This window comes from Candidatus Zixiibacteriota bacterium, assembly GCA_029860345.1.
Lineage (GTDB): Bacteria > Zixibacteria > MSB-5A5 > GN15 > FEB-12 > JAJRTA01.
Genome location: JAOUBJ010000017.1, coordinates 48,113 through 62,500 on the forward strand (window position 1 = coordinate 48,113; position 14,388 = coordinate 62,500).

The window sequence follows — 14,388 nt, forward strand, 5'->3', positions numbered from 1 at the left end:
GTTAGGACGGTGAATATAATCTAATGCCCGACCATTGTAAAGCACGAAGCAGGGTCATCGGTTGCTGTATTGCCGAGCTCCAGAAACATCTTGTAAAGGTGGATAACTCAGCTTACATTTATAATAGCCTTGGCAGAGGGGACCCGCTGACAGGGCTGACGACCTCGCTTCGATGCCCGCATCACGCCTCACAAACCGGGAGGTCCGAAGGTGTTCGACCAACTCAGAACCGTAGTGACCTTTATTCTCCTGCTTATCGTCTTACCGGTAAACTATGTCACAGCCCGGAGTGTCGCCAGGGACGCTCGGTATGGTCAATCCAAAGCGCTTCTGGGAGACGATGATGGGCCGGCCAGTTGCGCCGCTTACCACGATGTCGGCAAACTGAAGCTGGCCATATCAAACACAGGTAATCCAGGTGGGTTCAACTGGGGACACAGTGGTTGCTTTGAGTTTATCAACCCGGATGCTCCACGTTGGACCTGCGAGTACCCGAAAAACACTGGCCTGGAACATCTCTGGAATACAGGCCTGTGGGTAGGCGCGATTGTGGGGAATGACACCCTGGTGTCGACCGGCGACGCCGAATGGTGGTTGCAGCGTGAGTTTGCCCCGGACTTTGCACCCGAAGGGGACATGGTGCGACGTTCGATTCTGGACCCGGAGTCGCCTGAGTATGAGGGGGCCCGCTCCGAGCAGGACTTTATCGCCGTGTACTATGATACTCTGAAATCACTTCACAATACACTAAACTGGGGATATGAGTACTCAAAACCGATTGGACTGAAGGTTACTCAGAAATCATATTCCTGGTCGTATAAGTACGCTGAGGATTTTGTGCTGTTCGACCTCACAATCAAAAACATGGACTACCGACCCTTAAGAGATGTATACATCGGTCTATTTGTGGCCCCTACGGTGGGGTACGCGGGGGGAGGAGTGTGGGGGTGGGCTGACGATATTTGTGGTTTCCTGCGCACCTATCCATCGCATCGGGGCTGCGACTTCGAAGATACACTCAATCTGGCCTGGGCAGCCGACGCCGATGGTGACTGGTACGACTATGTCGGACCGAGAAGGTGGTTGCATCGACTCGAACAGGTGTGGCTTCCATTGTATCCGACAGATGGCTATGGGCGGACGAGGTCCATCTTCAGTGTGGCAGCCGCTGAAATACTGCAGGCACCCGGGGCCGACTGGGACGTATCTTTTAACTGGTGGACCCGACGCTGGGGTACGGATCAACGGATAGACTTTGGTCCTCAAACACGCGATCACTATAGGGTTTTTGAAAGCGGCGCCATCGGCGCCCCTCACACCGACCCGGAAAAGTACTTCGTCATGTCGAACGAAGAAATCGATTATGATCAGGCACACATAGGCCGAATCTCACCGGCCAATCCAACGTGGTCGTACCCAGGTAAGGATGTTGCAGACACGGTGGCGCGAGGCGGTGGCACGACGTATTTGCTATCTTACGGACCGTTCCAACTAGGCCCTTATGCTTCGGTTCCGCTATCCTTCGCGCACGTACTTGGCGAGCATCTCCATTCCGAACTCTTCAATCTCGATAATCTGCCCGACCGCCCCCATGCCTACTACTCAAACCTCAACTTCTCCGATCTGGCCCGCAACGCCACCTGGGCGCGCTGGGTGTATGACAATCCTGGCTATGACACCGACGACGACGGTTACCGGGGTGTGTTTCGGGTATGCCCGGTGGAGTCTACTCTGACCGACAGTGGATGGCTACTGACCGAGGCCGACACCTTCTGGTATCGTGGCGACGGCGTCCCCGACTTCCGAGGTGCCTCCCCCCCACCGGCGCCGGACGTCTGGGTCACACCAACTGTGGGCGGACTGCATGTTCGAATCAACGGCCAGCGGTCCGAGACCGAGAAGGACGTTTTCTCAGGCATTTCGGATTTCGAAGGCTATCACATATATATAGGTCGAGACAATCGCAAAGCCAGCTTCTCTCTGGTCGCTTCGTATGATCGTGAAAACTTCGACCGGTATGTATGGGACAATGATCACGTGGACGCCGAGGGTTGGCCCGAGCCCGGCTTTGCCCTTTTGGATGTTCCGTTCACGCTACGAGAGTTGCGCTGCCTGTATGGCGGCGGCTCCGACCCCTGTGAGGACACCAGCTTCCACCCGCTTCATTACCCCCACAGCCGCCCCTTCTTCCACCCGCTGTTCGGTGACTCAGTATTCTACTTTGTGCCTCACGACTTCAACACTTACGAGGGCGGTGAAACCACGCCTATTCGAAAGCGCTTTCCCTTGGCGGCCGACCCCAGAGGGATACCTGTCGATGAACTGACCGAAGAATACTACACCGAAGACGGTTATCTGAAATACTTCGAGTATGAGTTCACTATCGAGAATCTCCTGCCGACGGTTCCCTACTGGGTGAGCGTAACAGCCTTCGACTTCGGTTCGCCCACCGGCGGCGTCGACGCTCTGGAAACATCTATAACCGACGTTACGGTCCAGGCCTATCCCATAAACTCCGAGGCTGAAGCGACCGGCGCCTATACCGATGTGTATGTATATCCCAATCCGTACATCAAGGATGCAGGCTATCGAAACGACGGCTACGAACTGAGAACGCGAACGGACCTTCCCAATTATCGAGTGCACACTATTCACTTTACCAACCTGCCGCCCAAATGCACGATTAGAATCCACACCCCCGACGGCGATCTGGTGCGGGAGATTCGTCATAACGTCGATCCTGCCGATCCGGTCGCGCGCGACCATGATTGGCATCTGGTAACACAGAATCATCAATTGGTGGTGAGCGGATGGTACTACTGGACCGTTGAGTCACCTGACGGCAGAGTCCAGATCGGCAAGCTGGTGATTCTGTTGTAAGAACCTAATCGTAGGTCAGGACCCGTGTGGTCCTGACCTATAGCTGTCCAGTCGTGGGTCAAGGACCCTGCGAGTAGATGACCTGCAGGGTCACACCATCACCTCCGGTGAAGCCAGGACCCTGCTGAACGATGCAGGACATGCCCCGCGCTAGTCGGGTGGCCGTCTCAGACCTTCGGGCTGTGTCATAATGTGGTTTCGCAGGGTCCTGATCTCGACAAAGTCGGGATTGTGACCCTGCGACTCTCACTAAGGCGTTCTGTGAAATAAGCCTTGGAAACCTCCGGTTCACACGCTCGCTTCCGGCGAACGCAGGAACCGGAGGAACATACAAGAGTGCCCGTGTTTCTGATTGTCATGCTTCCCACCCTCGCTTTGACTCGACTTGTAGTGTACAAGGTCTACGTGCGATGCTCGTAACGGATTCAGCAATGCATGATATTTACAATCAGCCCACACCGTAATGCGCGGAGCGCGAAAGAGTGATTTATCACCGCGTAGTGCGAAGAAGTGGCTTGCCACTATCGCCGGCCGTCCTGATGGTCAAAATCACGCCTTATCATCGATACTACTTGCATCGCGCCCGACGACTTAAGCCCGAACTTTTCATAAAACGGAATCAGGTCTTCATTGCAAACGAGATCGATCATGTAGAGACCATCCAACTGCGCCATCAGCCTCTTCACCAAATGGCCGCCAATTCCCCGCCCCTGAAACTCCGGCAGCACTTCCAAAAGCGGAATGTAAGCGCTGAGAACACGATCGGAAACGGCATTGATAAACCCGACTATGCGGCCGGTTTCCGTATCCTGAGCCATAACGACAAAACTACTCTGCTTTAGAATCTTCAAGTGGGTATCGGTCGACGGAGGTTTTGGCCAGCCCACAAAGAAGCCAGTCAATTGTTCCGGCCTGAGATCGTGTGGCGAATCTAGATACTCTATCATGGCTGGGTCCTCCTTGTTTGCCCTTATATAGCAATTAGTTACCGCATTGTAAAGCTGTCAAAACTCGCCTTTATTGGCTGACCAGACAAAAGATAGTTATTGTTTTCACGATATTTTGTTTTTCCTCTTGACAACGTAGGCCAATACGGTATAATCGGTCCCAAATAGTACATGCAAATGAATTTCATTTGCATTTAACGCCTAACGAAGCCGAGAGGTTTGACAATGCTCACAAAACTGCTCATCTGCTCCCTGGTTCTGACTATGGCGGCGCCATCGGTGATGGCCGACCGCCGCAAGTATGTCTGGACTTACGGGACGCAGACAACACCCGAAGGAAGTTCTGAGATCGAGTTTTACCAGACGACCAAACTGGACAAAAGCGACAGTTGGGAATATCGCATCGAAATCGAACACGGCCTCTCCCCCCGTTGGGATTTTTCTGTTTATCAGATTTTCGCCCAAAAGGAGGGTGAAGGGATCAAGTGGGATGCATTTCAGTTGCGATCTCGCTATCGGCTGGCCGAGCCGGGGACGGTTTTTGGCGACCCGGTTCTCTACCTGGAGTACCGACGCAAGACTGACCTGACGGCACAGAACAAGGCCGAAGCCAAGCTTCTTCTGGGGCGCAATTTCGACCGTGTCAACATTGCCGTCAATCCGGTTTACGAGTTCTTCTGGGCGCCCGGCGATCCGGTCCATGAGATCGGGCTTGATGTCGGTCTGTCGTATGAATTCTCGTACAAGTTCTCAGCAGGCGTAGAATCGACCTCGCGCCGCGAGTTTCTTAAGGACGCAGACGACGAAGTAGGTTCCTATTTCGGCCCAACCATCTCATTCGCCTCCGGCACCGTATTCTACACAGTCGGATATGCATGGGGTTTGACTGACGACTCCAACGACGCCCGCGCCCGTTTCCTCATGGGAGTTGGCTTTTGATATTTGAACGAAAAATCTTGGTGTGGGTGGTTGCGACGGTCGGCATATTGGCAATAATGTCGTCCTGTCGGAACCATTCTGCAGGTGAGGTCCGCTCCGCAGGTGAGCGGGCCTTTCGTTACAAGTGTGCGACCTGTCACAGTTTACCTGATCACTCGGCCAGGCCTGATGACGATTGGCCCGGCTTCTTAGCTGACCATGCCGATCGCGCCGGGCTGACCGATGAGCAGATCAAACTTATCTCGGGCCATCTGGGCAACGTCAACTGACTCGTCGGCTCCGATCAACTCCAAAGCCCTCTACGAATTCTTCATTGACAAATTCAGGTTTTGTATTATTCTTAAAATGAGGGACCGCGATAGCCATTATGTGGCATGATTGACGATTTGTAGCGCCAACGCCCTCCATATTGCTTAATGAGTATAGTCCGCTGTCCGGTGTATCGTTGTATGTACGCCACGCGGCGAAACGCTGTCCAAAAGCAGGGAGACCCAGTCGGTGACCAAATCTCTAATCCTGAGCGCCTTGCTCTGTTCCGGCCTTGCGGCAAACGCTGCAGATAGAGATGGGCTGAATGAGCCTTCTTCAACACCGGCGGTTGAAACCGTGCCTTTGTCTTCCGACAGTTTCAACGTCGCCGAAATCCTAACCCCGGTCGATCCAAACCTGGACAAGGTGGAACATGCCGACGATGAGTATTTCAGAGCACTGGGTACCCTTATAGACGATCCGATTTTCGCTATGACCAACTACGGCTCCGATCTGGTTGTGGCACAAACGACTTTTTTCAAATCTTCTCATGGGCCGAGCAGTGTAAAACGCTGGGCCGGCCAACGTTGGGAGATGATGGGCTCGTTTATGGACAATTTCGTGAGCGATCTGGTTGAGTTTGAGGGCGATCTGATCGCGGGCGGGATGTTCAAATATGTCGGCGGCACCGAGGCGCGACGAGTTGCGCGGTGGGATGGTGAGAATTGGCAGCCTTTGGGATCAGGACTAAACGGTCGGGTGTGCGCGCTTGTGGTCTACAAAGGCGAGCTTGTGGCCGGCGGCAACTTCACCGTCGAGGGTTGTATCAAGAAAGGAATGTTGGCCCGGTGGGATGGCTCCGACTGGCAAACCCTGGGCACCGGCTGGGATCACCCAATCTATGCCCTGGCCGTTTACAATTCCGAGTTGATTGCAGCCGGTACTTTTCATCATGAGAATCAGGTGCACGACAATTGTGTCGCCCGTTTGGACGGTGACAATTGGATACCGTTGGGCGACGGCAAAGACTGCTCGGTTGTGGCCATGACCGAGTTTGAGGATGATCTTTTGGCTTTGGGATCGTTTTGGCCAAAAACAGGATTCAGCCCCGGCAGCCTGGCCAGTTGGAATGACAGTCTGTGGCGGCCACTGGATTCCGATTGCTCACATGATGTATTCGCCCTGGCGATCCATCGCGGCCGTTTGCTGGCGGGCGGATGGTTCCAACAGGCCGGCGGTATCCAGCACAGTTCCCTGGCTAGTTGGGACGGACAGCGTTGGCGTCCGCTGGGACAATAGTCTGCCTCCTGACCCCTCCACTTCTTCGGGTAGCTCACTGGAACCACTCCTTCAGGGCCAGTGTTCTATTGACCAGAAAGTGCCGAGGAGCGATATTGCATACCATGAAAAAGCGGTTTATCAATCGATCTTCAAGTATCTGCCTTGCGGTGCTAACACTTGCAGGCCTGGCCACGCTGTCGGGTTGCGGCGCTAACTACCATGTCACCAGGGCGATCAGCAACAACCGCCCCGCCCGCGATCTGAAAGCACCCGTGGAAATCATTCATCGCGGGACCCATCCGGAGAGACCGTTTCAGGTCCTGGGCAAGATTTTTGTAGAAAAAAGCTATAGCCTCTGGAATGCCGGCGACCGCGATGTGGATATCATCGAGAGACTGAAAGTGGCCGCACGAAAACTGGGTGCCGAGGCTATTATCGATGCACATGTCTACGCGGCTCGAGGCAACTATAGTTCCGACACAAAACGCTGGGCCGGTGGCCTGGCCGTCACTTTTGCCGACACGGCGGTTCAACAAGCCGCCACCGACTTCGTGGTGATCATCCCCACTCTGGCCGGTGCCTCATTTGGACAACAAGAAGCTATTCGCGAGTATTTGCAATACGATCTCCAGAAAAAAGGGTTCTACGCCATGCTCTCGAAGGACTCGCTGACCGAGGCGAACATAAGTCAACTTTCCGAAATCGACCTGAAGACATCCGGCCAACAGCTTGCCTCTTATGTCATGATGGTAGAATACAGACTGCCGACACTCGGGATGCGTGACCACAACGTCAAGGCAGTCCTGGTGTCGGCCGACAAGCGATCTGCCGTGTGGCAGAATGCCGTCGATCTGTCCATTGGCGATGAGACGCCACCGGTGGAGGAAAACGTGATTCATGCCCCCAACATCGCAACGTTGAAACGCGCCATCAAAAACCTGATTCTACCGCTGCCGGACTACTCCGCATTTCGAAACTGAGAACCTAAGTAGACAAGATTCATGCTTGACGACGTCCTTGAATTTTCCTATGCAATCGGCGTACCTTTGATGATGGATAAAATTGCAGCATGAAGGATGAAGCCATGGAATACAGACTAAAAGTTGGCGAGTCGGCGCGGATCAACCATTCGATTTTTTCTTCGCATCTTGTGATCTATGCCGGAATGCCGAACCAGGACACCTACTCGCTGGCCATCACGCATTCGGAAGGAGCTCGGCATGGCGGTTACAATCTGTTCATGCCCAAAGATCGGCGCGAAGTGTTTCATAAGAAGGGTAAGATCGTCGTGCTCGATGTCAATGCGAACGAGATCCGTCTTAAGATCGAACATTGAGGGCGGTGGTCTTCCCTGGAGTAGAACCCACTTCTACTCCGCTTCAAGGTCTAGACCGTGGAGATGTATCGTTGCAGGTACTCGCTTGGTTGGCAGAGTACTCGAACTCGGCACAATGGGTATCCACTATTTCCGGAGAAAGACCGCTTGACATCCGAGGACGACCAGGGTAGGATGTGACGTTATAAGCTGGGTTTGTCTCCCACGCTGATCCGGTCGATCGTGGGGTCGTCAAGCCGAAGAGTTCCTTGAAGCAAGCCACAATCTAAACTCGGCTAGTAGCCAAAGGAGGAAACATGCTCCGAAAGCGCAGAATCCCACTAATATCGGTCCCTGGGCTGTCATTGCTGGGCCAAAACTGTATATGGCAATTGCACAAAGTTGTCCGCGGCAAGCGCTCTATCCGGCTGGGCCGGTCGTATAAATGCCCCAGAGGCATTACACAAAAAGGTAACTGTGAGTTCAAGGTTGGGCTGGTCTCGGCACCCAAAGGCTGTGATCAGGACCCCGGTCTCATTCCCGGGGGTAGCGTACTGACAGCAGAGGGCACTATTGTCCGGCGTAGCGACGGACTGGCGCAGTTCGTCGGACGCTTCAAGATACTTGATCCAGGCGGCAGAGCGATCTTTAGCGGACACATCGTGACGTTCGACAGAATCGGTAGCCATCAAAAACCGTTCGGAAGTGAATCCTGCAAACAGCCCAAGCATGTCGAGGGTTGGATCGATGGGAAAGGACTGTACAAGCTTCGAGACTGGACAATACGGGCCGACCTTGTGGCAGAGGGCTCCTTGAGTCTTAAGCGCCGGTCTACACTGTTATGGGGCTTTCTCAATGGCGTGTTAACCAGGTGATCGTGGCGGCATGGCCACTACGATAACTTTCGACGGCGTGCTAACCCGCCGTATACCCCAGGTTCCATCGAGATTAGCTTGTAATTCGCCGGTAGTGGCAGAAAGGTCAATCGTGTAAAGCAACCGGAGATCACCTATGCCGACCGACACCAAGATCACACTTCGCGAAATCACGGCCGAGACACTCAGCCCGATTCTGAAACTAAAAGTGGCCGAACATCAGAATCAGTTTGTAGCCCCCAATGCTGTGTCGATTGCACAGGCTCATTTTTCCGAGCACGCCTGGTTTCGAGGAATATACGCAGGCGACACGCCTGTTGGGTTTGTCATGCTACACATCGATCTTGAAAAACCGGAGTGTTTTCTCTGGCGGTATATGATCGATAACAACCATCAGGGTAACGGCTATGGTTACCGCGCCATGCAACTGGTTATCGAATATGTCCGCAACCTTCCGGGCATAAGTGAATTCGACCTGAGCTATGTGCGCAGCAAGGGTGATCCATCCGGATTCTATGCCAAACTCGGTTTCGTGGACACCGGCCGAATGATCGACGGTGAATACATTATGCTGCTGGAATTCTAACGTCGGAAATGAGCGAATAGACCCGACTTCGAGTAGCCTCTACTCCACGTGCAGCAGTATAACAACGAGCGTTGAGATTATCATGGCCGCATTCCAATACAAGGGCCGAAGGTATCTTGGGTCGACTTTTTTGCTTTGGCGCAATGTCTCCCACAGAAGCGCAGTCAATCCCGGGACGGCGTTGTAGAGGTACCGAATCTCAACGTGCAAAATGCGTTTGGCAGCGAAGGCCAAAAGTATGATGCAGAAGCCTAGTCCCAACGCAATCTTGATCTCGTCGGATTCTAGCAGTGCTTTTATCTTCGACATCGTTCAATTCCATGGTTCTGTGCGCGCTGCACGTTTCCGTGTCCGGCGAAGTCTCTTCCCTGCTTGGCGGTTTCAGAGTAGCAATGATCGAGCAGTCTGTCAAGGTGAGACTTGGGCGGTGGCGCCCAAATATCGATGCTGCATGCATAAATACTCAGTCTCCGAGACTTCTGCAACTTTCCCCAGACACGCCGGTCTGACACAATAGAACACAAGAGACTAAGGAAGGATTGTATGGACCAGCAGAACAGTTCAAACGGGAATGCCACGGCGGCTTGGGGAATTATCGGGGTCGTGGCCTTGGCGGCTTTACTCTTAGCCTTTTTTGCCGTGTCTCGCTCCGGCGTGTTTTAGGCCGGTCTCGGTTACATCTTACGGGCGGCTTGCCTGGCCCCAGGCGCCTCCGGTGGGGATCACGGTAATGTGCGACCCGGCTTGTATCCAATCGCCGGATTCGCGACGATAAACATCAACCGAGCGTAGCGGGAGCGAGTGCGAACTGCCATCCTCCCCTTCGTACTGGTACCTGGCCACATAGTAGACGAGGGCCAGATCACCGTAAAGTTGCACCTCGGTGTCGAGTAGTTCAAAGCCGGTTCCCTTGAAGCTTTCCAGCGATTTGTCGACGTTGGCCATGTAGGCATCGATACCGCGTTCGATCCCCACGCTGGGTCCCAGGAACCCTACCCAGTCCTCGGTGTGGGCTTTTTTGATAGCTTCCCGGTCCCGCTTCAGAAAGGACTGAAAGATACAGTGGATATGACCGATGATCTTTTCGCGATCTGCTCTTTGTGTGTCCGTCATTTTGCGACTCTCCATTTGTCCTGATTTGATCTACTTTGTCCATGTAGTATAAGCGGATTTCGGTTAATTGGTATCACATTTTGCGGGGCCGAGGAGTTGTGTTTCCGACCTTGACAAGACACGTCACGATATGTTATACTTGGACCCAGTTTAACTATGTTTACAAGGCTCTATCAATCTCAAACTATGAGGCATTCATGTCTGACGAAAAGAAGAAATTGGTAATCCTGATCGCCTGCGGTCTGGATGACGAGAAAATGTCGGTGGCCTGGAGTGTCGCCAAGGGGGGAGTCAAGACCGGCCTTGATGTAACAGTGTTTTTGACGGCAGGGGCGGTCGATGTTGTTCGCAAGGGTGCGGCCGACAAAGTACGGCTTAATCCGATGGACCCGCCGGTCGGCGAAATGATGGAAACGGTCACCTCGGCTGGTACAAAGATACTGGTCTGTCCGCCCTGTGCAGATGTGCGTGGATATACACAGGACGACTTCATTGATGGCGTTGTAATCACTGGTTCGGGCGCGATTCACCAACTGATTCTGGAGGGCGCCGCGACTCTGAGTTTCTGATTTTGTGCCAAGCGGCCGGACGGTATCACCCTCGGCCCGCTCGAAAGGGGGCCGGGGTATTCGCTTGCATTAGTCATCATCCGCTCGGTGTCTGGTCACTTCTTCATCTATCCAGTCCTCTTCCTGAAAGCTGACCCCGCCTCGACCCGGTACTTTGCGGATGGCCCCGGCCCGGTAGAGCGGACAGCTTTTGGGTCCATAGCAGAAGGTCTCGGATCGGTATCTCTTTATCCATGGTTTCCAGTTGTCGATGACTAACTCTACCGGCATCCTGCATCCCCAGATACATGTCGTGCACTTCAGTTCGTAGGTCCTGGCGGCCAGGCGGCGATGCCCTCGTTCCCGGTATGTCCAAAGATCAGGCGGTACTTTGAGAAAAGGTGGGCTCTTCAAAGACACTTCCACATTGGCCGTCTCGGTTAAAGTAATCCGACTCGTCTTGTAGTACGCTGCGTTTTCCAGTCGCGGATCATTGACAGGAACCGACAGGCCACTGACTTCCATACCGGCACAAAACTGATGTTTCTCGTGGGCGACCTTACCGACGGCAATCAGAAACTCGCTTGTCACATCTCCGCAAGTTCCGTCGAGGCGTAGATTATACCCGAGGTAATTGTGAGATCGCTCATCGAAGGACCGGTTGAGACGAATCCTCGGCTGCACGGCCACCAGCCGCCCCGACCATGTGACTTTATCGGATTTGCCTATTGTCATCAGAGATCATCCTTTGTGCGTCGTCACTTTAGGAAAGATAGATGAAACTCCAGAGGAGCACAATAGTATTCAGTGCCTGTGGGCAACACCATAATGCTGCTGGCCACGCGGCTATGGGAGGGTTCGACGACGAATACACTCAGCCGGCCTAAGGCCGCTCACCTCTGATGCGCCTGGCCAGTTTGCTCACAAAGTGGAAGGCCGAAACCAAGCCGGGAATACGGCGCAACAGTACTTTCGCTCTGGCGGGTAAGTATCCGGTCACGAACGGGAAGCTTCTTGGAGCATAGACCCAGAGATGCCGGTAGACGTGCTTTTGGCGTTGCCACTTGTCATGCCAGGGCATATCGGTGAGAAAATCGACTTCGTCGATGTCCTCAGAGGCGAAGGCTCTCATCAAGGAGCGCTCAAACAGAATGTTGCCGGGTCCATACGATGCAAAGGACTCGTCGTAGCTTATCCGCTTGATAATCAGACGTCGTCCCATCTTGACGGCCAATTGGGCCGCCACGGCAAGGTTGTCGACCTCCATGAAGTGCCACTCCAACCATCCAAGTTCGGCCAGGCGCTGTATCACTTCCCGATAGAAGGACAACACGGATGGATCTGAATCGATCGCGTACCCGGCCTTGCCTCGCCAACTGGCTGCGTCCACTCTGATAAAATCCTGCACTCTTGCTTCAGTTGACTCGCCGTTGGGTAGAAACACGAATCTCACATCGTCCAGTCGGTTAACTCTGTTGTGGGTTCCGGCGAGTGCGCGACGCGTCTTGCGGCTGAGAGATTTGTAGTAATCATCGAAGTCTCCGATAGTCCTGAAGTAAGACCCTGAGTCGCACTCTTCCGAATACTGGCGAAGGGACCGTGGTTGCTGTTCAATGAAATTGAACAGTGGAGAAGTCGGTGACAACCTGCGCATGACCAGATGATGCCAGTGTTTATCGACCTTGTCCAGATTGGCCAGCAAAGCTGTGATGATCTCCGACTCTCTTGGGCCATCGGCCAGGATATCCACCGAGTAGGTGTGAGGGCCGAACATCGTGCGCAACTGCACAGTGTCCATACCAAACACGCGGTGCGGACAAATCAGCAGCGGTAGCACCCCCACCATTTCAGAACCGTCAAAAGCAAACAGAACCGCCCAGCGTTCTTGTTCGCGCAGGCGGTGTTTCACGTAGGGGATGATCCAGGCGGCCGAACTCATGGGAATAGGTCGCGGAGCAGCTAAGGCCAATCGGTCCCAGGCTGATTGGTAATGGACCAGTTCCTCAAGGTCGGTAACGACTTCAACACAGATATTGCCGGATGTTTGACTCACGACACTATCGTTTGCAATCGGATTCAACGAGCCCGACTGAGGGTTGACTGAACTTCTCAAAACTTTCCCTAACGAACATGCTGCACCTGCCGGCATCCCATTGACACCGGAATCATACTAATTGTATCGTCTTTTGCACTCCTAAGGAACAGTATGGCGAAAAGATGGACAACAAGAATTCTGCCTGCCCGGTCAAGCCGCCCATAAATGGGTTTTATGCGCTCCGTTCATTCCCGCTGTGATTGTGGACTTTGGCGCCGGAATCCAGCAAAAAAGTGAATTATCACCTCATCCTGAGCGGAGTCGAAGGACAGGCAAGCCTGTTTCCGTTGTGCCTGTGTGATCTTCAGATCGCGCGGGCAGGCATGGCCCGTTTCACATGTGCCCGAGTCTGAAGACTCAGGCACCACAACATCCGGACCGAATTCCCGGCATTCCACACCCGGACAGTGCGTTACAGTGAATTGGGTTCGTTTTGGGTACTTTCGCATTTATCCGGCGTCCCCCCGGTGCAAATGGGTTCGTTTGCGTGATTTTTTTTCCGAGGTTAACAGAAGTTGTTGTGAATTCGGGTTGCGTTGCAGTATCTGAGCTGATTCAGTTGCTGTTGGCCAGATGATCATGGAACTTGTCCTTTATAGAGCAGGGTGCAGACGTTTTTTGCGTGGGGTTTTTGGTGTAATTGTGTACCTGAAGAACCCACCCGACGCGAAGCGCTCTGGGTGGGGTACCGTGTTTTGCGTGGGGTTGGCATTATTTCTGCGAATCCTGAAGAACCCACCAGTCCATAAGTGGGATGTGGCGCGAAGTGCTCTTGGTGGGGTACCGAAGAAAGTGCGGGTGGGAAACGGCGTGAGTTACCGGTTTGCAGGTGTGTCTTGACTGAAGATGTTTTTCCAAGCACCGTCAACACTCCTCCATATCGACGTAATGTAGGTCAGTTCCTTCGCATTCTCCGAAGTACTCTCATGTTTGACCCACTCAGCGCGATACGATAGTAGCACTACTTGATCAGATAGCACCAGGATTCTGGCCTCTGACAGATCGAAACGTGCAACTGTCGGACCGTCTCGCAATTGACCAGTGTGATCAGACTTTCCAGCGAACCCAGCACCATAAACACCCAAGAAACTATCTTCCAGTAATCGAGTGTCAGCTTCAGCGTCGCCTGCCGCCAAGGCTTTCCAAACTTCGACTTCGAGTTGTAGGAACTGTTCTACTGTGTACCGATCATGAGGTGTTTCCATTACAACTCCGCTCTTAGTCTCAGCGTGGTTATCGGACGCAAGGTAGATTGTGCAACCAAGTGGGACAAGGGGAAACTGTGGTACCTGTTAGTTCCCACCGCAAGCTGTGGGGCTATCCGGGCTACGTGGCTACACAACCGCTGCCTTAGTCACATCCCGTTCACAGAATTCAGAAGCCAGTAAGTATGTGAACTGTCCTCCAATCCAACTCAGAAAATCCTGTATAAAGGGGCCGTATGTTCCCGACAGTAGCTTATCAAAATCATCGGGGCGATACCGTGTAATCGACCCAAGGTAAAACGCTACGGCATACATCGACGCGAGTTGGGGTAGGACGTGATCATGTTCCTTCACC

Annotated in this window: 14 protein-coding genes; 8 read left to right on the forward strand and 6 right to left on the reverse strand. The window is 53.4% G+C overall.

All coding sequences use genetic code 11. The features are described 5' to 3' along the window. Positions 1-210 precede the first annotated feature (210 nt). A complete protein-coding gene (locus OEV49_15245; protein MDH3892427.1) occupies positions 211-2,880 on the forward strand; it encodes a hypothetical protein in 2,670 nt (889 codons plus the stop codon). Positions 2,881-3,401: 521 nt separating this feature from the next. Here the strand turns inward: OEV49_15245 and OEV49_15250 are convergent. Next, positions 3,402-3,827, reverse strand: a complete 426-nt coding sequence (locus OEV49_15250; GenBank protein ID MDH3892428.1) for a GNAT family N-acetyltransferase — start codon at positions 3,825-3,827, stop codon at positions 3,402-3,404. Between the two features lie 225 nt (positions 3,828-4,052). On the opposite strand from OEV49_15250, the gene OEV49_15255 reads away from it, so the two are divergent. From OEV49_15255 to OEV49_15280, 6 genes are all read left to right on the forward strand, one after another. Next, the gene (locus OEV49_15255; protein MDH3892429.1) at positions 4,053-4,766 is read left to right on the forward strand and encodes a hypothetical protein; all 714 of its coding nucleotides are present in this window, start codon (positions 4,053-4,055) and stop codon (positions 4,764-4,766) included. A gap of 498 nt (positions 4,767-5,264) precedes the next feature. Beyond that, positions 5,265-6,314 carry a hypothetical protein gene (locus OEV49_15260; protein MDH3892430.1) on the forward strand — a complete coding sequence of 350 codons (1,050 nt, stop codon included), beginning with the start codon at positions 5,265-5,267 and terminating at the stop codon, positions 6,312-6,314. A 104-nt stretch (positions 6,315-6,418) separates the two neighbouring features. Then, entirely contained in the window at positions 6,419-7,276 is an 858-nt protein-coding gene (locus tag OEV49_15265; protein ID MDH3892431.1) for a hypothetical protein, read from the forward strand. Between the two features lie 104 nt (positions 7,277-7,380). Next, positions 7,381-7,632, forward strand: a complete 252-nt coding sequence (locus tag OEV49_15270) for a hypothetical protein (GenBank protein ID MDH3892432.1) — start codon at positions 7,381-7,383, stop codon at positions 7,630-7,632. A gap of 296 nt (positions 7,633-7,928) precedes the next feature. Further along, positions 7,929-8,486, forward strand: coding sequence for a hypothetical protein (locus OEV49_15275; protein MDH3892433.1), 558 nt, complete (start codon positions 7,929-7,931; stop codon positions 8,484-8,486). A 136-nt stretch (positions 8,487-8,622) separates the two neighbouring features. Next, on the forward strand, positions 8,623-9,072 hold the full coding sequence (locus tag OEV49_15280; protein ID MDH3892434.1) for a GNAT family N-acetyltransferase: 450 nt from the start codon (positions 8,623-8,625) through the stop codon (positions 9,070-9,072). Between the two features lie 39 nt (positions 9,073-9,111). On the opposite strand, the gene OEV49_15285 is transcribed toward OEV49_15280, so the two are convergent. Continuing rightward, a complete protein-coding gene (locus OEV49_15285; protein ID MDH3892435.1) occupies positions 9,112-9,381 on the reverse strand; it encodes a Rab GDP-dissociation inhibitor in 270 nt (89 codons plus the stop codon). Positions 9,382-9,753: 372 nt separating this feature from the next. Then, a complete protein-coding gene (locus OEV49_15290) occupies positions 9,754-10,185 on the reverse strand; it encodes a nuclear transport factor 2 family protein (GenBank protein ID MDH3892436.1) in 432 nt (143 codons plus the stop codon). A 197-nt stretch (positions 10,186-10,382) separates the two neighbouring features. Between OEV49_15290 and OEV49_15295 the strand changes: the two genes are divergently transcribed. Further along, positions 10,383-10,754 carry a DsrE family protein gene (locus tag OEV49_15295; GenBank protein MDH3892437.1) on the forward strand — a complete coding sequence of 124 codons (372 nt, stop codon included), beginning with the start codon at positions 10,383-10,385 and terminating at the stop codon, positions 10,752-10,754. Between the two features lie 69 nt (positions 10,755-10,823). Here the strand turns inward: OEV49_15295 and OEV49_15300 are convergent, their stop codons facing one another. From OEV49_15300 to OEV49_15310, 3 genes are all read right to left on the reverse strand, one after another. Continuing rightward, the gene (locus tag OEV49_15300; GenBank protein ID MDH3892438.1) at positions 10,824-11,468 is read right to left on the reverse strand and encodes a hypothetical protein; all 645 of its coding nucleotides are present in this window, start codon (positions 11,466-11,468) and stop codon (positions 10,824-10,826) included. Positions 11,469-11,616: 148 nt separating this feature from the next. Then, positions 11,617-12,846, reverse strand: a complete 1,230-nt coding sequence (locus OEV49_15305; protein ID MDH3892439.1) for a GNAT family N-acetyltransferase — start codon at positions 12,844-12,846, stop codon at positions 11,617-11,619. 797 nt (positions 12,847-13,643) lie between these two features. Further along, positions 13,644-14,033: a nuclear transport factor 2 family protein gene (locus OEV49_15310; GenBank protein MDH3892440.1), complete on the reverse strand. Its 390-nt coding sequence runs from the start codon at positions 14,031-14,033 to the stop codon at positions 13,644-13,646. Positions 14,034-14,388 lie beyond the last annotated feature (355 nt).